Consider the following 17,088-nt stretch of genomic DNA (forward strand, 5'->3'; position numbering starts at 1 on the left):
AATCTGAGCCATGATCAAACTCTTCAGTTCAATACTGCTTGGGTTTTTAAGAAACCCTAAACTTGGCTCAGCAATCTCAAATGACTATGTGATTTCTCGCATGGTCACTTGTGATGCTGATAATCTTTTTGACTATCAGTCCGTACTCACAAGCACCCACACGAATTGCTTGATTCAATTTGTTAAAGAGCGTTTGGTTAAGAGCTTTTCGTCTCAACCGAGGCGCGCATTCTACGCTTTCCTCAGAACCTGTCAAGCGTTTATTTTGAAGTTTTTACCGAGAAACTCGTTTAGCTTCAAACACTTAACTCGCTGCGATCTCTCATAGCGGAGGTGAATCATACAGCGTTTAGAAGCGCTGTCAACCACCATTTCAACCGCTTGCGATCATTCGATCGTAGCCCTTGCAGCACCACCTTAACTACTTAACTCATTGAATCTCAAGGAGTTTGTCGTTCCGATGTCGCTGGAAGTGGGGCGCATTATAAGGGGATTGAAGACCACGTCAACAGTTACTTTCATTAAAGGAGGAAATAACCAGTGCGCGCACGCCTTGCGCCGGCCCCCAGCAATTGCGCACTATATTGCACACCCCCTCCCCTATCAAGGATCGCCGCCCACAAATGAACACCCAGCCCCGCAGCCTGGCCTCCACGCTCTTCCCCATCGGCCTGCTGCTCATCGCCATGGCATCAATACAATCGGGCGCATCCTTGGCCAAAAGCATGTTCCCCATGATCGGCGCACAAGGCACCACGACGCTGCGCCTGATCTTCGCCAGTATCATCATGCTGCTTATATTGCGCCCATGGCGCGTACGCATGACCGCCAGCACGCTGCGCAACGTGGTCATTTACGGCATGGCCCTGGGGGGCATGAACTTCCTCTTCTATATGGCACTGCAAACAACGCCCCTTGGCATCGCCGTCGCTCTGGAATTCACCGGCCCGCTGGCCGTAGCGCTTTTCGCCTCACGGCGGGTGATCGATTTCTTGTGGATTGCCCTGGCGGTCACCGGCCTGTTGCTATTGATCCCCGTCGGTCACGGTGGCCAGTCCCTGGACCTGACAGGGGCTGGCTATGCGCTGGGCGCGGGTGTGTGCTGGGCACTGTATATCCTCTTCGGCCAACGCGCGGGCGCGGAGCATGGCATCCAGAGTGCCGCACTGGGTGTTGTAGTTGCCGCCATCTTCGTAGCGCCAATCGGTATCGTTCATGCCGGCAGCGCCCTGTTGACACCTGCAGTCATCCCGCTGGCCCTCGGGGTCGCCATACTCTCGACAGCACTGCCCTATAGCTTGGAAATGGTTGCCCTGACTCGCATGCCAGCACGCACATTCGGCACGCTGATGAGCATTGAACCCGCCATTGGCGCCTTGTCCGGCCTGCTGTTCCTGGGTGAGTTGTTGAGCGTGACCCAATGGCTGGCGATTTTCGCCATTATTGCCGCTTCTGTCGGTGCCACCCTGTCGATGCGCAAAGAAGCTAACCCCCCCGTTGCGGCCGACTGATTTGAGAAATATTTCCATTTGGGATGGGATTAACCATTGTGGCGGCCCGCCTCGCTGATTAAGCTGTCACAAAGTCATAATCTTTTGGCTATCTACTTGAGCGAACACGGAAGCTGAGGAAGATTCAGGAAGAACTGAAGCCATTACGACAGGGTCAGACCACCATTAGCCCTGCATTTAAGGACAGGAATGAAACGTATTTTGCTCATCCTGGCCGTTCTGGCCATTGCTGGATGCGCCGCAACGGCCAAGACCGAGGTCAAAAAGGGAAAAAAGGGCCTGCATATCAACTGCTCCGGCCTTTCCTCGTCGTGGGACAAGTGCTACAGCAAGGCAGCCACCTCTTGCAGCAAGCGCGGTTATAAAGTCATCGCGCGCTCCGGCGACACTGGCGAGGAACCGGGAGATTACCTCTTCGGCATCAACCCCGCCGGCTACACCAGCCGCAGCATGATCGTCATCTGCAAATGAAGAAAAGGGCAGCCCATGAGCTGCCCTTCTTTCATTCACACGCTGCCCTAGCCACTCAGAGCGGCGCCGTACGCTCCTCAAGCCAGGCCAACGCATCGCCGGCAAGCAACGGCGCAAGGCGCTCACGCACCACCCTGTGGTAGCTGTTCAGCCAGACAAGCTCCTCTTTTGTGAGCAAGTCCGCCAGCAGGCAGCGCGTATCGATAGGGCATAGCGTCAGGGTCTCGAATGTGAGGAAGTCGCCAAATGCAGACTTGCCTGCCTCCCGGTTTACCACCAGGTTCTCGATACGCACACCCCAGGCGCCAGGACGGTAGGTACCCGGTTCGATCGAACTGATCATCCCGGCCTGCATGGCCGTCTGCGGCGCGGTTGCAGCCTGGTAGGCGATCACTTGCGGCCCTTCGTGCACATTCATGAAATAGCCGACACCGTGACCGGTACCGTGGCCATAGTCGACCTGATCAGCCCATATCGGCGCGCGCGCGATGGCGTCGAGCAGCGGCGAAAGAATGCCGCGGGGGAAAGTGGCGCGTGACAAGGCAATCATGCCCTTGAGCACCCTGGTGCAATCCTGTTTCTGCTCGAGGCTGGGCGTGCCTACCGGAACCATGCGGGTTATATCGGTAGTGCCGCCCAGGTATTGCCCTCCTGAGTCGATCAACAGCAAGCCGTCGCCTTCGATCACGGCATGAGACTGCTCGGTAGCCCGGTAGTGGGGCATGGCACCGTTGCCGTTGAACGCGGCAATGGTGGAAAAGCTCAGCGAAACGAAGCCGGGGCGACGGGCGCGCGCCGCACTCAGCTGTTCATCGATGGTCAGTTCGGTAATGACTTCCGTGCCCTGATGCGCCTCCAGCCAAGCGAAGAATTCGCACAGGGCAGCGCCATCTTGCTCCATGACCTTGCGGACATGAACCAGCTCATCTTCGCCCTTGCGTGACTTGCTCAGCGTGGTCGGGTTAAGCGCCTCGATCAGTTGAACCTGTGCATCCAGGTGTTTCAGCAAACCGCAGGTTACCCGCGACGGGTCCACTAACAGCCGACTCTCAGGTGTCACTTGCGACAGCACCGTGCCTACATCGGCGTAATCACGTAACTCAATCCCGTCGACTTGCAACACATGCCGCAGGTGCTCATCGACCTTTCCCGCTCCGACGAACAGGGTGGCCTGCTTTTGGCCAATCAGGGCAAACGAAACGAACACCGGGTTGTAGGAGACATCACTGCCACGCAGGTTGAACAGCCAGGCGATATCGTCCAGTGTCGCGATGAAGTGCCAATCCGCACCCTTCTCTGCCAGGGTGCTACGCAGCTGGGCGAGCTTTTCCGCCCGGCTGACCGTGGCGTGGGGCGGCAAGTGCTGATAAACCGGGTTTGATGGCAGCGCCGGGCGCCCATCCCAAACCTGCGCAAGCAGGTCCCGGTCAGTGAGCAGACGGATATCGCGAGCCTTCAGGCGCTCCTCAAGTTGGCGTGCCGACGCCAGGGCCATGACCGCGCCATCCACGGCCACCGCGCCCGCCGCCCGGATGTTGTCACCCAGCCATTCCAGCGCACCGGGTTTGCCCGGCAGCAACTTCATCAGCTCAATGCCACTGCCCGCCAACTCTCTGTCCGCTTGCTCCCAGTAGCGGCTGTCAGCCCACAACCCGGCAAAATCGGCAGTGACCACAAGGGTGCCCACCGAACCATCGAACCCCGACAGCCACCGGCGCCCTTGCCAGTAGCCCGGCAGGTATTCGGAAAGGTGAGGATCGGCCGAGGGCACCAGCAGGGCATCGACGCCCTCCCTGGCCATTACCTCACGCACGCGCGCCAGGCGCTGCGGAACACTCTGCTCGATGGTGGTCTGAACGTTCATGCGCACTCCTGCGATCACAGCCTGGTTAAGCCCAAAGCACGATAATGGAACAGCCATTACTGCCCTGCAATCAGGACGGCCAACTCGCGGCATGCAATGCCCATGACGACACCTGCAATCAGGACGCTTCCTACAATCAAGCCGGGACCATCGATCGCTTCTGGCTGAACTTCCCGAACAATGGGGCTTCACAACCATTACATTCATTGCAGACAGGCTGATGCCCATGCCCAGCGCCTGCGAACCGAAGACAGGTGTCGTACTGCTCGACACACGCGAGCACACGCCAGAACACGAACACGCCGTGCACCTCAAGCTGGCGGCCGGCATTGCCGGCCTTCTGGGCTGCCACCACGTAGAGCCCGATTACTCCCCTACCGCCGCCGACGGCTACTATTACCTGCCGACTGAAACCCTGGTCGACCCACAGCGCCAGGCGGCCATAGGCATCCTGACCGAGCACGACCTGTTCGGCGGCGTGGTCAGTCATCCTTACATGGCAACCAAGGCAATCTCTCACCCACTGCCGGCCAACGCCGATTTCCCGCCCGGCTGGACTGATGCATTCGCCCTCCAGGCCAGCGATGCCCTGCTCTGCGGCTATACCGTGTTCAGCAAAGCCGATGCCCGCCGGGCCGCAGAGCTACTGCTGCGCGACGGCCCTGTGCGGCTCAAGCCCGTACTGGCCTGTGCCGGGCGCGGACAACAGGTCATCGTGGCACTGGATGAACTGGAGCCGCTGCTCGCAGACATGGATGACCAGGCCTTGGGGTTATGGGGGCTGGTGCTGGAGGAAGACCTCAGTGGGGTAGAAACCTACAGCGTCGGCCAGGTTCGGGTTGCCGGCCTGACCTGCAGCTACCACGGCACCCAGCAATTGACCCGCGACCACCAGGGCATAGAAGTCTATGGCGGCTCTGACCTGATCGTGGTTCGCGGCGATTACCAGGCATTGCTGCAACTCCCACTTGAGGATCACCTGCGCCTGGCGATCAACCAGGCCATGACCTACGAACAGGCAGCCGAGCAGCAGTTCCCAGGCTTCATCGCTTCGCGTCGCAACTACGACATTGCCCGCGGCTTCGACGCGCAAGGCCATCTGCGCAGCGGCGTGCTCGAACAATCCTGGCGCCTGGGCGGGGCCAGCAGCGCAGAGCTGCTGGCCCTGCAGGCATTTGCGGCTGACCCGGCACTGCAGCGGGTGCATGCCTCCACCCACGAAGTGTTCAGCACGCCCGACCTGCCCGCTGACGCCACCCTCTTCTACCAAGGAAACGACAGTGAACTCGGACAACTCAGCAAATTCGCGCGGATTCGCGAGCATGACCATTCAGAGTGAGACCATCGAGCTGCAAGTCGACGATGACAGCATCGTCGGTACCTTGGTCAGCCCCGGAAGCAAGATGCCCGGCATCCTCTTCGTGCACGGCTGGGGTGGCAGCCAGCAACGCGACCTCGCCCGCGCCAGGCACATTACCGGGCTGGGCTGTGTGTGCATGACCTTCGACCTGCGCGGCCACGAAAAGACCGAGAGCCAGCGCCTCACAGTGACTCGCGAGCAAAACCTGAAAGACCTGCTCGCGGCTTACGACCGGCTGGTCAGCCACCCGGCAGTGGACAGCAGCGCCATCGCCATCATCGGCAGCAGCTACGGTGGCTACCTGGCCACCTTGCTGACCCTGCAGCGGCCGGTGAAGTGGCTGGCTTTGCGCGTGCCGGCCATGTACTGGGACGACGAATGGGACACGCCCAAGCAGACGCTCGACCGCCAGCGCCTCAATGCCTATCGCCAGCGCCCGCTCGCGCCGTCAGACAACCGTGCCCTGGCAGCCTGCGCAGAATTCGCCGGCGATGTGCTGCTGGTGGAATCGGAGCAGGACGATTATGTGCCGCATGCCACGCTGATGAGCTATCGCTCGGCCTTCATCAGCGCCCACTCGCTCACCCATCGAATAGTCGATGGTGCTGATCACGGGCTTTCCAGCGAAGAAAGTCAGAAAGCCTACAGCTCGATCCTCGCGTCGTGGATCAGCGAGATGGTGGTCGGCGCGCGCCTGGACCGCTACCCGCACTACGCACCCTGGTACGCCTGAGGCTCGCCGACCTGGCAATGCAGGCCACCGTCGGCGTCACGCACCACGCTGCGCAGCGCCTGATAAGCGGTAAAGTTGACACTGCGCGCCTGGTGCAGCCGCACCAGGTCGAGAAAAGGCTCTTCGGTAAAGGATTCTGCCGCCGCAGCCCAGGCCTGGCGCGACTGCCACTGCAGGTACTGGAGTACCCGACTGCCGTCGTCGCTGGCCTGAACACTGACACCTTGCAAGCCCTCGCACCGGTAGGCGAGCGCTTCACTGCGCGTCACCAGCGCATGGGCGAGCGCCGCCTGGCGTGCGGCAGGCACTTCGTATTCGATCATCTGGGTAAACCACAGGGAATGCGGATTGGCCGTCATGGACAGTCTCCTTGCTCCGGACGCTTGCAGCGCGATGGCCAGCACTGTAAAACCTCGAGTTAAGTCAAGGTCAAGAGGCTTTTTGCATGCCGAAAACTACACCAGTGGCCCAGGACAAGCTGCTCAGCGTCGGCCAACTGGCCGCCCGAAGCGGGGTGGCAGTCACCGCGCTGCACTTCTATGAAACCAAGGGGCTGATCCGCAGCACGCGCAACGCCGGCAACCAGCGCCGGTATCCGCGCGCCGTGCTGCGCCGTGTTGCGGTAATAAAGATGGCTCAACGCCTGGGCATTCCGCTGGCCGACATCGCAACGGCACTCGCCGCGCTGCCCAATGACCATATTCCGACGGCCGAGGATTGGCAGCGCCTGTCGGAAGGCTGGCGTGATGACCTTAACCGGCGTATCGACGACATGATCCTGTTGCGCGATCAACTGGACGGCTGCATCGGCTGCGGGTGCATGTCACTCAAGGAATGCCCGCTACGCAACCGTCAGGACCATCTGGCCGACGAAGGGCCTGGGCCGCATTTGCCCTGAATAGCGCGGTCATCTAGGCGGCGCGAAACGACGCCGGTAATCGCTGGGGGTCAAGCCGGTGGTGCGCTGGAACACCTTGCGAAATGCGCCTGGGTCCTGATATCCCACGCCCCAGGCAATCTGCTCGACGGTGCGCCGGGTGAACTCCAACATCCGGCAGGCGCGGCCCACCCGCACCTGCTGGCAGTACTCGGTGGGCTTCAGGCCGGTGGCTGCGCGAAAACGGCGCAGGAACGTTCGCTCTTCCAGCCCGGCGCAATCAGCCATGCCCGCCAAGTCCGCGCCCTGCGCGGCACTGGCTTGCAACCAGTGCTGCACCTTGAGCACCGCCGCATCGCCGTGATCCAGCCGCGGACTGAACAGCGCCCCAGGTAACGGCGCCGTGACCGGTTCCACGGACATATAACGCGCCGTTTCCCACGCTACCGACGGGCCGAGAAAACGGTCCAGCAGGCGCAAGCCCAGCTCGGTCCAGGCCATCAACCCCGCCGAGGTCATGATGTCCCCGTCATCCAGCAGCGGCTGGTTGGCTTCAACCCTGACTTTGGGGTAGCGCTGGGCCAGTGTTTGCGCGTAATTCCAATGCGTGCTCGCCGAACGGCCGTCCAGTAATCCGCTGGCGGCGAGAAAAAACACGCCGATGCAAACAGAGGCCAATACCGTGCCCTGGCCATGCCAACGACACAGTAGCCCCCGGTGAAGTTCGAGCAGCTCAGGCGGTGGTGCAGATTCCAGGCTGGGAGGGATGATGAGCACGCGCACGTGATGGGGTGCTCCGGGATGGCTGTCCTCGACGACCTGCAACTGCCCCGTTTCATCCGCTTGCCAATGGCTGACCCGAATTTGCGCAAGGTCGACAGCACCGAGCTCAGCGGCGACACGGTTGGCCACGCTAAACAGGTCGGCGAGCCCATGCACCGCCGCGCGCTGCGCGCCGGGGTAAAGCAGCAGGCCGATCTCCAGGCTGCCTGGGCTGTCAGTTTTTGCCGTCATTGTGTCGGTCACGCCAATCCTCAACTCGTTGCGCACAGCCTATAACTATCGTCATCCAACGACTACTGCCACAGGAGGCAGCATGAGCAAGCAGGCGCTGATCATCATCGATATCCAGAACGATTACTTCCCAGGGGGCAAATGGGCTCTTGAAGGCGCTGACCAGGCAGCCGACAACGCCGCAAGGTTGCTGGACGCAGCGCGCCAACGCGGCGACCTTGTGGTGCATGTTCGACATGAGTTCGAAAGCAGCGATGCGCCGTTCTTTGTGCCAGGCTCAGAAGGCGCGGCGATCCATGCAAAGGTCCAGCCGGTGGATGGGGAACCGGTGGTGCTCAAGCACAAGGTGAATGCATTCCGTGACACCCCGCTCAAGACCACCCTCGATCAACATGGCATCACCGACCTGACCATCGTTGGCAGCATGAGCCATATGTGCATCGACGCCGCCACCCGCGCTGCCGCCGATTTCGGTTTTGACGTCACAGTGGCCCATGATGCGTGTGCCACGTTGCCGCTCGACTTCAATGGCAAGCAGGTGCCGGCAGCGGACGTGCAGGCGTCGGCGATGGCCGCGCTGGCGTTTGCCTATGCCAAGGTGGTGAAGACCGATGAACTGCTGAAAGGCTGACAGCTCATATCACGACGTTTCGCACAAACCGCGTGGGCACAGCACCATCGTTGCGGTAGGCATAGCGGCAGTTGCTGGGAAACACATGAAACTGGCCGACCTGCAAGCAATGCTCGGCCCCTTCGATGATCAGCGTGAGCTGCCCTTCGGCCACGTAGATCTGCTCGCTCCAGCCCTCGGCATCGGCCTCACTGATGTAGCACTCACCCGGTGCCAGGGTCCACTCCCAGATCTCCACCTCTTTGCGGGCGGCGCTGCTGGCCAGCAGTACCGCCTTGCTCTGCGGATGCTCGCCGGCCCAGGCCAGTTCATCGATGCGACTGGTGTCGCGCTGGTCAGGCGCCTGGATCAGCGTGCTGAAGGCGACCCCCAACGCCTCGGCAATCAGGTCGAGGGTGGTCAGGCTGACGTTCTTTTCACCTGCCTCGATCGCTACCAGCATGCGCCGGCTCACGCCTGAACGCTCAGCAAGCGCGGCCTGGCTCATCCCCAGCGCATTGCGCAGGCTTCGGACATTGAGGCTGACATGCTGCAGTACCGAGGCACGGTGCGCAGATTCTTTGTGCACTATATTGCTCACTTGTTCCGGTTGCGCAGTATACTGCCCACTTTGCGGCGATTGTGCGCCGCCCCCTCCGAGTGCGCAAGGCCATGACCCAACCGAACAGCAGCCCGCAGACCTCCGTTTATTTACGCCTGAGCAAAGCCGAGCTGGTGCTGGTGTTCATCACCATGCTATGGGGCGGCACCTTTCTGCTGGTGCATAACGTCATGACCGTCAGCGGCCCGATGTTTTTCGTCGGCCTGCGTTTCGCTGCCGCCGCGCTGTTCGTTGGGCTGGTCTCGGCGCGTGCGCTGCCTGGGCTGACCCTGACCGAATTGAAAGCCGGGGTGCTGATCGGCGCGTCCATCATGCTCGGTTACGGCTTGCAGACCATGGGCTTGCAAACCATCAGCAGCAGCCAGTCGGCGTTCATTACCGCTCTGTATGTACCTTTCGTACCGCTGCTGCAGTGGCTGGTGCTGGGCCGTCGGCCAGGGCTGATGCCCAGCATCGGTATCTGCCTGGCATTCCTCGGCCTGATGCTGCTGGCCGGGCCTGAGGGCGGCACCCTGCATTTCAGCGAAGGTGAAGTCGTGACCCTGGTGAGCGCAGTGGCCATCGCCGCCGAGATTATCCTGATCAGCCGCTATGCTGGCCAGGTCGACGTGCGTCGCGTCACCGTGGTGCAATTGGCGACCGCCTCCCTGCTGTCTTTCCTGATGATCGTGCCGACTCAGGAGCGCATACCCGACTTCTCCTGGTTGTTGCTGCTCAGTGCCCTGGGCCTCGGCGCCATGAGCGCAATCATTCAGGTAGCGATGAACTGGGCACAGAAATCGGTTTCGCCAACCCGCGCCACGCTGATCTACGCAGGCGAACCGGTATGGGCCGGGATCGTCGGCCGCATCGCCGGTGAGCGCCTGCCCGGTGTGGCACTGATCGGTGGCCTGCTGATCGTCATCGCCGTGGTGGTCAGTGAGTTGAAGATCCGCCGTGCCAGTGCTGTGGACGAAGCAGCCGAAGTGCTGGGTGATGGTGAAACAGGCCGATGAATCAGCCAACAACGGCTATGCTCTGTAAAAAACTGTTATAAAAAAACAGCTTGTCACACCCTGTTTGTATGATTCTGCGACAGCTTGCGTGTTGGTGATCAACTGCTCGGCACGTATGATCCTTGCAAACCTTTCCAGAATAGAACGCTATGTCCTTGATAGTGCTACTGCTTCTGCCGTTCGTGGGCAGTTGCCTGGCAGCCGTGCTGCCGCACAACGCACGTAACGCCGAGTCCATCCTAGCGGGGCTCGTGGCCCTGGTCGGCACCGTCCAGGTAGCACTGCTGTACCCTCAAGTCGCTCACGGCGGTGTGATTCGCGAGGAATTCCTCTGGCTGCCAAGCCTGGGCCTCAACCTGGTCCTGCGCATGGATGGCTTCGCCTGGCTGTTCTCAGTGCTGGTACTGGGTATCGGCGCGCTGGTCTCGTTGTACGCGCGCTATTACATGTCGCCGCAGGACCCGGTACCCCGCTTCTTCGCTTTCTTCCTGGCCTTCATGGGCGCCATGCTTGGCTTGGTCATCTCAGGCAACCTGGTGCAGCTGGTGTTCTTCTGGGAGCTGACCAGCCTGTTCTCGTTCCTGCTCATCGGCTACTGGCACCACCGCGCCGACGCCCGCCGCGGCGCATACATGGCACTGATGGTCACAGGCGCCGGTGGCCTGTGCCTGCTGGTGGGGGCCCTCCTGCTCGGCCATGTGGTCGGCAGCTACGACCTGGACAAGGTCCTGGCTGCCGGCGATACCGTTCGCCAACATGCACTGTACCCCGTGCTGCTGCCATTGATCCTGATCGGTGCCTTGAGCAAGAGCGCGCAGTTCCCTTTCCAGTTCTGGCTACCCCACGCCATGGCAGCGCCGACGCCTGTATCGGCTTATCTGCATTCGGCGACCATGGTCAAGGCCGGCGTATTCCTGCTGGCACGGCTCTGGCCAGTGCTATCGGGGAGTGAAGAATGGTTCTGGATCGTCGGCGGTGCTGGCGCCATCACGCTGCTGCTGGGCGCCTTCGCAGCGATGTTCCAGAACGACCTCAAGGGCCTGCTGGCCTACTCCACCATCAGCCACCTGGGCCTGATCACCCTGCTGCTGGGGTTGAACAGCCCGCTGGCCGCTGTTGCCGCCGTGTTCCACATCCTCAACCATGCCACCTTCAAGGCTTCGCTATTCATGGCCGCCGGCATCATCGACCATGAAAGCGGCACCCGCGACATTCGCCGCCTCAGCGGCCTGATCCGCCTGGTGCCCTACACCGCCACGCTGGCCATGGTGGCCAGTGCCTCCATGGCCGGCGTGCCATTGATGAACGGTTTCCTGTCCAAGGAAATGTTCTTCGCCGAAACCGTGTTCATCACATCCACCGCCTGGGTCGAAGCCACGCTGCCAGTGATCGCCACCCTCGCCGGCACCTTCAGCGTTGCCTATGCCCTGCGGTTTACCGTTGACGTGTTCTTTGGCCCTACCGCCCAGGATCTGCCACACACGCCTCACGAACCGCCACGCTGGATGCGCGCGCCGGTCGAGTTGCTGGTGCTCACCTGCCTGGTGGTAGGTATTTTCCCCGCCCAGTCCGTCGGCCCGCTACTGGCCGCCGCTGCCCTGCCGGTGGTAGGCGGCACGTTGCCGGAGTACAGCCTGGCCATCTGGCATGGCTGGAACGCTCCGCTGATCATGAGCCTGGTCGCCATGAGTGGCGGTATCGTGCTCTACCTGCTGTTGCGCAACCAATTACGCCGTGGCCGCTTCCCCTACCCGCCGCTGATCGAGCGTTTCAATGGCAAGCGGCTGTTCGAGCACGGCCAGGTGCACCTGATGCTGCTGGCCAAGCGCGTCGAAAGCCTGCTGACCACCCGCCGGTTGCAGTCGCAACTGTTCATGATGGTGCTGGCGGCCTTCCTTGCCGGCCTCACGCCCCTGTTGTACAGCGGGCTAAGCTGGGGCGACCGGCCGAAGATTCCCGGCTCCGGGGTATTTGTTGCACTCTGGCTGATCGCCATCGCCTGCGCGATCGGTGCCGCTTACCAGGCCAAGTATCACCGCCTGGCTGCGTTGATCATGGTCGGCGTCTGCGGCCTGATGACCTGCATCACATTCGTCTGGTTCTCCGCGCCTGACCTTGCCTTGACCCAGCTGGTGGTCGAGGTGGTTACCACGGTGCTGATCCTGCTCGGCCTGCGCTGGCTGCCGCGGCGAATAGAAGGTGTCTCGCCGCTACCGGGCAGCCTCGATCGCGCCCGCGTTCGGCGCCTGCGCGACCTGCTGCTGGCCATCCTCGTCGGTGGCGGCATGGCGTTGCTGTCCTACGCCATGCTGACCCGCCCCACACCTAACGACATTTCCTCGTTTTACCTGAGCCGTGCCCTGCCCCAGGGCGGCGGCACCAACGTGGTCAACGTGATGCTGGTGGACTTCCGCGGCTTCGATACCCTCGGTGAAATTACCGTGCTGGTGGCCGTGGCCCTGACCGTGTTCGCCCTGCTGCGCCGCTTCCGCCCCCCCAAGGAGAGCATGCAGCTGCCTGCCCAGCAGCGCCAGCTTGCGCCTGACGTGGTCACCGACCTGATCAACCCGCGCCATGCCACCGACACCGCATTGGGCTTCATGATGGTGCCCGCCGTATTGGTGCGCTTGCTCCTGCCCATCGCGCTGCTGGTGTCGATGTACCTGTTCATGCGCGGCCACAACCAGCCGGGCGGCGGCTTCGTCGCCGGCTTGGTGATGTCGGTGGCGTTCATCCTCCAGTACATGGTTGCGGGCACTCAATGGGTCGAGGCGCAGATGAGCCTGCGACCGCTGCGCTGGATGGGCACCGGCCTGTTGTGTGCGACCCTGACCGGGGCCGGTGCCATGGTGCTGGGTTATCCGTTCCTGACCACCCATACCGCCCACCTGCACCTGCCATTGCTCGGCGACGTGCACGTGGCCAGTGCACTGTTCTTCGATATCGGCGTGTACACCGTGGTGGTCGGCTCGACCCTGCTGATCCTCACCGCCCTGGCGCACCAATCGGTCCGTGCCTACCGGCCGGGCCAATCGTCGAAATCCAGCCAAGCAGGAGCCGCCTGATGGAAGAAGTCATTGCAGTCGCCATCGGGGTACTGGCCGCCTCGGGCGTCTGGCTGATCCTGCGCCCACGGACCTACCAGGTGATCATGGGCCTGTGCCTGCTGTCGTACGGGGTCAACCTGTTCATTTTCAGCATGGGCAGCCTGTTCATCGGCAAGGAGCCGATCATCAAGGAAGGCGTCACCCAGGACCTTCTGCACTACACCGACCCGCTGCCCCAGGCGCTGGTGCTCACCGCCATCGTCATCAGCTTTGCCATGACCGCGCTGTTCCTCGTGGTGCTGCTGGCGTCACGTGGATTGACTGGCACCGACCATGTGGATGGCAGGGAGCGTGACGAATGACTGTGATGAGTCAATTGATCGTCGCCCCCATTCTGCTGCCGCTGCTCACTGCAGCGGTGATGCTGTTGCTGGGCGAGAAGCGTCGTCATCTGAAGGCGCGCCTCAACCTGCTGTCGACGTTCAGTGGCCTGGCCATCGCGGCTACCCTGCTGCTGTGGGTTCGCAGCCAAGGGCAGGCTGAGTCCATCGGCGTTTACCTGCCGGGCAACTGGCCTGCGCCCTTCGGCATCGTGCTGGTACTGGACCACCTTTCGGCACTGCTGCTGACCCTGACCGGCGTCATCGGTTTCAGCGCACTGCTGTTCGCCCGCGCCCGCTGGGACAGCGCGGGCGCCAACTTCCACGCGCTGTTCCAGATCCAGCTGATGGGCCTTTACGGCGCGTTCCTGACCGCTGACCTGTTCAACCTGTTCGTGTTCTTCGAGGTACTGCTGGCGGCGTCCTATGGCCTGCTGCTGCATGGCTCGGGGCGGGCACGGGTGCGGTCGGGCCTGCATTACATCGCCATCAACCTGTTCGCCTCGTCGTTGTTCCTGGTGGGCGCGGCGATGCTCTACGGGGTGACCGGCACGCTCAACATGGCAGACCTGGCGCTGAAAATCCCGCTGGTCCCGGAAGCAGACCGCGGCCTGCTGCACGCTGGGGCGGCGATTCTGGCCGTCGCCTTCCTGGCCAAGGCAGGCATCTGGCCGCTGAACTTCTGGCTGATACCGGCCTACGCCTCGGCCAGCGCGCCAGTAGCGGCGCTGTTTGCCATCATGACCAAGGTTGGCCTGTATGCCGTGCTGCGCCTGTGGACCTTGCTGTTTTCCGGCCAGGCCGGCGCATCGGCGCATTTCGGTGGCCAATGGCTGATCTACGGTGGCCTGGTCACCCTGGCGGTGGCGGCCGTGTCGATCCTGGCGGCACAACGCCTGGAACGCATGGCCGCACTGAGCATTCTGGTCTCCGCTGGCACCCTGCTCGGCGCTGTCGGTTTTGCCCAGCCGGCCCTGACCGGCGCGGCTTTGTTCTACCTGGTGAACTCAACCCTGGCACTGTGCGCGCTGTTCCTGCTCGCCGAACTGGTCGAACGCTCGCGATCGGCCAACGAGGCGCCGCTGGAAGACGAAGAGGGTGCCATGCCCTCGCCGCTCGAGTCGCTGCACCCACCCAAGGGCATCAACCTCGACGACGAACAAAAGGCCGTTATCGGCCAGATCATCCCCTGGACCATGGCATTCCTCGGCATGAGCTTCATCGCCTGCGCACTGCTAATCATCGGTATGCCCCCGCTATCAGGCTTCGTCGGCAAGCTCAACCTGATCAGCGCACTGTTCAACCCGCTGGGGCTGGGCGTTCCGAGCGAACGACCATTGTCCGGCGCAGGCTGGGCTTTGGTTGCCCTGCTCATTCTGTCGGGCATGGCTTCGCTGATCGCCTTCGGCCGGGTAGGCATCCTGCGCTTCTGGAAGCCCGAAGAGCGCCCCTCGCCCCTGCTGCGTCGCTATGAATGCCTGCCCATCGTGATCCTGCTCGGGCTGTGCATCATTCTAAGCGTCAGGGCCGAACCGCTGCTGCGATACACCCAGGACACCGCCGCCAGCTTGCAGGCGCCCGACGCCTACATCCAGGCGGTGATGGCCGCCCGCCCCGTCCCTGGCCCGACCTCCCTCGACGTACAGGTGCAGCCATGAGCCGACTGTTCCCCGCTCCGCTGCTGTCGGTCGCGCTGTTCGTGCTCTGGCTGCTGCTGAACCTGTCTGTCAGCCCCGGCAACTTGCTGCTGGCTGCCGCTTTTGCTGTTGTCGCACCCATGCTGCTGGCGCCGCTGCGCCCTCAGCACGCCCATGTGCGTCGGCCACTGGTCGTGGCAAGGTTGATCTGCCGGGTGGGCATCGACGTCATCCAGTCCAACCTGCAGGTCGCCCTGGGTGTGTTGCGGGCAGCGCAGCGGCCACCTCGTTCGGCCTTCGTGCACATCCCCCTGGACCTGCGCGACGCCCACGGCCTCGCAGCGTTGTCGATGATCACCACCGTGGTGCCCGGGACGGTCTGGTCGGAACTGGCGCTGGACCGCAGCGTCCTGCTGCTGCATGTGTTTGACCTGCAGGATGAGACTGCTTTCATCGAGCACTTCAAACACACTTACGAACGCCCGCTGATGGAGATTTTCGAATGACAGGCCTGCTCGCCAACGCAGTCCTCGCCAGCCTGTTCATCTTCGCCCTGGCCATGGGCCTGGCGCTGATCCGGCTGTTCCGCGGCCCTTCGGCGCAGGACCGGGTACTGGCACTGGACTACCTCTATATTCTGGGCATGCTGATGATGCTGGTACTGGGCATTCGCTATGCCAGTGACACCTATTTCGAAGGTGCCCTGCTGATTGCCCTGTTTGGCTTTGTCGGCTCGTTCGCCCTGGCTAAATTCCTGCTGCGTGGCGAGGTGATCGAATGAATCAAGCCCTTGAATTGCCGCTCTGGCTGGAACTGCTCACCGCCGCCCTGCTGCTGCTCGGCAGCCTGTTCGCCCTGATCGGGGCGATTGGCTTGCTACGGCTGAAGGACTACTTCCAGCGCATGCACCCACCGGCGCTGGCCTCGACCATTGGCGCCTGGTGCGTTGCACTGGCTTCAATCATCTACTTTTCGTGGCTGAAGCAAAGCCCGGTGCTGCACGCCTGGCTGATTCCCATTCTGCTGTCGATCACTGTACCGGTTACCACACTACTCCTGGCCAGGGCGGCGTTGTTCCGCAAGCGCATGTCCAGGGAAGCAGTACCTGAAGAGGTCAGCAGCGGCCGCGACAGCGGCAACTGATCAAAGGCTCGGCGGCCGCCTCAGCCCTGGGTGAGGCGCTGCAGCTCGCGCCGAACCATGGCGGCGTAGGGTGGCGGGCTGAGCTGATAGAGCTGGGCGGCCACCCAGGTCAACCACGCCCCTTGCATCTCCTGGCGCCTGGCAAGCAGGCTTTCGGCCTGCAAGACAGCCTGCGCGTGATACTGCCGATGGAACGCGGCACGCGAACCGGGCAGTGACTCGCCGTCACTCATTCACTTGCCTTGAACGTGATCAGCTCGCCCTTTCGCCATTTCGCGACCTTGCCGGTCACTGCCTTTAGCAACTTGCCCAGGCCTTCCTGCACTTGCTGTTGCGCAGCGAACACCAACATCACGCCCTGGCCGTCGCGGAACACGATGCCCTCGCCTTCCGGCACCGAGACAAACGCGTAATCACCCACACCATAGACATTGAGTTTGATTTCACGAAAGCGCATTTCCAATTTCCCGCCTTCTCGGCTGGGCAACACGGCAGCGCGAAAATGATCGCCGACCTTCAGCTCCAGGCGCTGTTTGTCATCGACAACCAACGCGCTATCGGTATCTATTTCGGCCATGTACAGGCCTTCGGGGTTCTGCTCGGTAACATACACGAAACGGCCCTGAAACAGCTTGGCCAACTTACCGCGCAAATCGCCCAGGGCGAACAGGGCGTGGGTATCCAGAGTACTGACTGCCAATGAAGTAATCCTCAAACCGGTGACATCCGCCCCCACTCGCAGTCGGTGAGGCGCGGCCATTTAAATTCGATAGGCGAAAAGAATAATTAAGCGATGCGTAATACGTCTGTGCCTTTTGGCGATA

The 17,088-nt window shown here is 61.9% G+C and carries 19 protein-coding genes; 13 read left to right on the forward strand and 6 right to left on the reverse strand.

Translation table 11 applies throughout. From position 1 onward, the window contains the following. Window positions 1-623: 623 nt before the first annotated feature. Both rhtA and ABEH27_RS19140 read left to right on the forward strand, forming a co-directional pair. Window positions 624-1,511: a threonine/homoserine exporter RhtA gene (rhtA, locus tag ABEH27_RS19135; protein ID WP_346615073.1), complete on the forward strand. Its 888-nt coding sequence runs from the start codon at window positions 624-626 to the stop codon at window positions 1,509-1,511. 189 nt (window positions 1,512-1,700) lie between these two features. Continuing rightward, a complete protein-coding gene (locus ABEH27_RS19140; RefSeq protein ID WP_346615074.1) occupies window positions 1,701-1,982 on the forward strand; it encodes a hypothetical protein in 282 nt (93 codons plus the stop codon). Window positions 1,983-2,037: 55 nt separating this feature from the next. On the opposite strand, the gene ABEH27_RS19145 is transcribed toward ABEH27_RS19140, so the two are convergent. After that, window positions 2,038-3,846: an aminopeptidase P family protein gene (locus ABEH27_RS19145; RefSeq protein ID WP_346615075.1), complete on the reverse strand. Its 1,809-nt coding sequence runs from the start codon at window positions 3,844-3,846 to the stop codon at window positions 2,038-2,040. Between the two features lie 220 nt (window positions 3,847-4,066). Here ABEH27_RS19145 and ABEH27_RS19150 point away from each other — a divergent pair, with 220 nt between their 5' ends. Continuing rightward, a complete protein-coding gene (locus tag ABEH27_RS19150; protein WP_346615076.1) occupies window positions 4,067-5,185 on the forward strand; it encodes a DUF3182 family protein in 1,119 nt (372 codons plus the stop codon). Beyond that, window positions 5,169-5,939: an alpha/beta fold hydrolase gene (locus tag ABEH27_RS19155; protein ID WP_346615077.1), complete on the forward strand. Its 771-nt coding sequence runs from the start codon at window positions 5,169-5,171 to the stop codon at window positions 5,937-5,939. Before ABEH27_RS19150 ends, ABEH27_RS19155 begins: the two co-directional genes overlap by 17 nt. On the opposite strand, the gene ABEH27_RS19160 is transcribed toward ABEH27_RS19155, so the two are convergent. Next, window positions 5,918-6,298 carry an antibiotic biosynthesis monooxygenase gene (locus ABEH27_RS19160; RefSeq protein ID WP_346615078.1) on the reverse strand — a complete coding sequence of 127 codons (381 nt, stop codon included), beginning with the start codon at window positions 6,296-6,298 and terminating at the stop codon, window positions 5,918-5,920. The genes ABEH27_RS19155 and ABEH27_RS19160 overlap by 22 nt on opposite strands. A gap of 86 nt (window positions 6,299-6,384) precedes the next feature. On the opposite strand from ABEH27_RS19160, the gene soxR reads away from it, so the two are divergent. After that, a complete protein-coding gene (gene soxR / locus ABEH27_RS19165) occupies window positions 6,385-6,837 on the forward strand; it encodes a redox-sensitive transcriptional activator SoxR (RefSeq protein ID WP_346615079.1) in 453 nt (150 codons plus the stop codon). 9 nt (window positions 6,838-6,846) lie between these two features. On the opposite strand, the gene ABEH27_RS19170 is transcribed toward soxR, so the two are convergent. After that, entirely contained in the window at window positions 6,847-7,830 is a 984-nt protein-coding gene (locus ABEH27_RS19170; protein WP_346615144.1) for a helix-turn-helix domain-containing protein, read from the reverse strand. Between the two features lie 82 nt (window positions 7,831-7,912). Between ABEH27_RS19170 and ABEH27_RS19175 the strand changes: the two genes are divergently transcribed. Next, a complete protein-coding gene (locus tag ABEH27_RS19175) occupies window positions 7,913-8,461 on the forward strand; it encodes a cysteine hydrolase family protein (protein ID WP_346615080.1) in 549 nt (182 codons plus the stop codon). A 4-nt stretch (window positions 8,462-8,465) separates the two neighbouring features. Here the strand turns inward: ABEH27_RS19175 and ABEH27_RS19180 are convergent, their stop codons facing one another. Beyond that, complete coding sequence (locus ABEH27_RS19180) at window positions 8,466-9,029, reverse strand: XRE family transcriptional regulator (RefSeq protein WP_346615081.1); 564 nt, start codon at window positions 9,027-9,029, stop codon at window positions 8,466-8,468. An 83-nt stretch (window positions 9,030-9,112) separates the two neighbouring features. On the opposite strand from ABEH27_RS19180, the gene ABEH27_RS19185 reads away from it, so the two are divergent. The 7 genes from ABEH27_RS19185 to ABEH27_RS19215 all read left to right on the forward strand — a co-directional run bounded on the left by ABEH27_RS19185 (window position 9,113) and on the right by ABEH27_RS19215 (window position 16,264). Then, a complete protein-coding gene (locus ABEH27_RS19185; RefSeq protein WP_346615082.1) occupies window positions 9,113-10,057 on the forward strand; it encodes a DMT family transporter in 945 nt (314 codons plus the stop codon). A gap of 149 nt (window positions 10,058-10,206) precedes the next feature. Continuing rightward, entirely contained in the window at window positions 10,207-13,122 is a 2,916-nt protein-coding gene (locus tag ABEH27_RS19190) for a monovalent cation/H+ antiporter subunit A (protein ID WP_346615083.1), read from the forward strand. Continuing rightward, a complete protein-coding gene (locus tag ABEH27_RS19195) occupies window positions 13,122-13,466 on the forward strand; it encodes a Na+/H+ antiporter subunit C (protein WP_012315281.1) in 345 nt (114 codons plus the stop codon). The genes ABEH27_RS19190 and ABEH27_RS19195 overlap by 1 nt, the downstream gene beginning before the upstream one ends. Continuing rightward, the gene (locus ABEH27_RS19200; protein ID WP_346615084.1) at window positions 13,463-15,142 is read left to right on the forward strand and encodes a monovalent cation/H+ antiporter subunit D; all 1,680 of its coding nucleotides are present in this window, start codon (window positions 13,463-13,465) and stop codon (window positions 15,140-15,142) included. Before ABEH27_RS19195 ends, ABEH27_RS19200 begins: the two co-directional genes overlap by 4 nt. Further along, complete coding sequence (locus ABEH27_RS19205) at window positions 15,139-15,627, forward strand: Na+/H+ antiporter subunit E (RefSeq protein ID WP_346615085.1); 489 nt, start codon at window positions 15,139-15,141, stop codon at window positions 15,625-15,627. Before ABEH27_RS19200 ends, ABEH27_RS19205 begins: the two co-directional genes overlap by 4 nt. After that, complete coding sequence (locus ABEH27_RS19210; RefSeq protein WP_110639073.1) at window positions 15,624-15,902, forward strand: K+/H+ antiporter subunit F; 279 nt, start codon at window positions 15,624-15,626, stop codon at window positions 15,900-15,902. The genes ABEH27_RS19205 and ABEH27_RS19210 overlap by 4 nt, the downstream gene beginning before the upstream one ends. After that, complete coding sequence (locus ABEH27_RS19215) at window positions 15,899-16,264, forward strand: Na+/H+ antiporter subunit G (RefSeq protein WP_346615086.1); 366 nt, start codon at window positions 15,899-15,901, stop codon at window positions 16,262-16,264. The genes ABEH27_RS19210 and ABEH27_RS19215 overlap by 4 nt, the downstream gene beginning before the upstream one ends. Before the next feature lie 20 nt (window positions 16,265-16,284). Here the strand turns inward: ABEH27_RS19215 and ABEH27_RS19220 are convergent, their stop codons facing one another. Continuing rightward, on the reverse strand, window positions 16,285-16,497 hold the full coding sequence (locus ABEH27_RS19220) for a hypothetical protein (protein ID WP_346615087.1): 213 nt from the start codon (window positions 16,495-16,497) through the stop codon (window positions 16,285-16,287). Then, on the reverse strand, window positions 16,494-16,964 hold the full coding sequence (locus tag ABEH27_RS19225) for a hypothetical protein (RefSeq protein WP_346615088.1): 471 nt from the start codon (window positions 16,962-16,964) through the stop codon (window positions 16,494-16,496). Before ABEH27_RS19225 ends, ABEH27_RS19220 begins: the two co-directional genes overlap by 4 nt. Window positions 16,965-17,088: the final 124 nt, after the last annotated feature.

It is taken from the genome of Pseudomonas sp. P39-UII1 (assembly GCF_039672635.1).
Lineage (GTDB): Bacteria > Pseudomonadota > Gammaproteobacteria > Pseudomonadales > Pseudomonadaceae > Aquipseudomonas.

Coding starts and splice junctions, on each gene's coding strand:
- ABEH27_RS19200 (WP_346615084.1), top strand. CDS start 13,463: ATGACTGTGATGAGTCAATTGATCGTCGCCCCCATTCTGCTGCCGCTG.
- ABEH27_RS19205 (WP_346615085.1), top strand. CDS start 15,139: ATGAGCCGACTGTTCCCCGCTCCGCTGCTGTCGGTCGCGCTGTTCGTG.
- rhtA (WP_346615073.1), top strand. CDS start 624: ATGAACACCCAGCCCCGCAGCCTGGCCTCCACGCTCTTCCCCATCGGC.
- ABEH27_RS19150 (WP_346615076.1), top strand. CDS start 4,067: ATGCCCATGCCCAGCGCCTGCGAACCGAAGACAGGTGTCGTACTGCTC.
- ABEH27_RS19155 (WP_346615077.1), top strand. CDS start 5,169: ATGACCATTCAGAGTGAGACCATCGAGCTGCAAGTCGACGATGACAGC.
- ABEH27_RS19215 (WP_346615086.1), top strand. CDS start 15,899: ATGAATCAAGCCCTTGAATTGCCGCTCTGGCTGGAACTGCTCACCGCC.
- ABEH27_RS19175 (WP_346615080.1), top strand. CDS start 7,913: ATGAGCAAGCAGGCGCTGATCATCATCGATATCCAGAACGATTACTTC.
- ABEH27_RS19140 (WP_346615074.1), top strand. CDS start 1,701: ATGAAACGTATTTTGCTCATCCTGGCCGTTCTGGCCATTGCTGGATGC.
- ABEH27_RS19220 (WP_346615087.1), bottom strand. CDS start 16,497: ATGAGTGACGGCGAGTCACTGCCCGGTTCGCGTGCCGCGTTCCATCGG.
- ABEH27_RS19160 (WP_346615078.1), bottom strand. CDS start 6,298: ATGACGGCCAATCCGCATTCCCTGTGGTTTACCCAGATGATCGAATAC.
- ABEH27_RS19210 (WP_110639073.1), top strand. CDS start 15,624: ATGACAGGCCTGCTCGCCAACGCAGTCCTCGCCAGCCTGTTCATCTTC.
- ABEH27_RS19195 (WP_012315281.1), top strand. CDS start 13,122: ATGGAAGAAGTCATTGCAGTCGCCATCGGGGTACTGGCCGCCTCGGGC.
- ABEH27_RS19170 (WP_346615144.1), bottom strand. CDS start 7,830: ATGACGGCAAAAACTGACAGCCCAGGCAGCCTGGAGATCGGCCTGCTG.
- ABEH27_RS19185 (WP_346615082.1), top strand. CDS start 9,113: ATGACCCAACCGAACAGCAGCCCGCAGACCTCCGTTTATTTACGCCTG.
- ABEH27_RS19190 (WP_346615083.1), top strand. CDS start 10,207: ATGTCCTTGATAGTGCTACTGCTTCTGCCGTTCGTGGGCAGTTGCCTG.
- ABEH27_RS19145 (WP_346615075.1), bottom strand. CDS start 3,846: ATGAACGTTCAGACCACCATCGAGCAGAGTGTTCCGCAGCGCCTGGCG.
- soxR (WP_346615079.1), top strand. CDS start 6,385: ATGCCGAAAACTACACCAGTGGCCCAGGACAAGCTGCTCAGCGTCGGC.